Source organism: Pseudomonas sp. SIMBA_068, from assembly GCF_046534705.1.
In the GTDB taxonomy this organism is placed as follows: Bacteria; Pseudomonadota; Gammaproteobacteria; order Pseudomonadales; family Pseudomonadaceae; genus Aquipseudomonas; species Aquipseudomonas putida.
This window is the reverse complement of the sequence record NZ_JAWRYI010000160.1, coordinates 1-350: the sequence shown is the minus strand read 5'-3', so window position 1 is coordinate 350 and position 350 is coordinate 1. Positions and strand designations below refer to the sequence as shown.

Below are 350 nucleotides of genomic sequence, written 5' to 3'. Positions count from 1 at the left end.
CTTGAATGAATATCTACAAAAACGGTTCTTTGAAATGCTGCTTGCCGGTGCAGTGCTTTAATCAGCGTGGTCTTGCCGTTACCACTAAGACCGTGCAGCGCAATGCAAGGCTTTTCCTTGAGTGCTGTGGTGAGACTGGCGATCAGCTTGTCACGACCGAATAACTCCGTCGGCTTTGGAGCTTCTTCAGCTGGAGGATTTTCCGGGGTGGGCAATGGCGGCGTTTCCGTGCTGTCCGAAACCTCTGAGCTCGGAGCTACCAGGGCCGAATGCTTGAAGTGCCAATGCCCGTCTTCCGCCATATCGGCAACCGTTTGTACCTTCCAGCCGTTCTTGTATTCGAACAGATG

General features: G+C 52.9%; 1 protein-coding gene. It reads right to left on the bottom strand.

The window, feature by feature from the left end; translation table 11 throughout:
• Positions 1 to 350 (bottom strand): ATP-binding protein (locus SB756_RS28650; protein ID WP_410912892.1); only part of this gene is annotated, 350 nt, incomplete at both ends.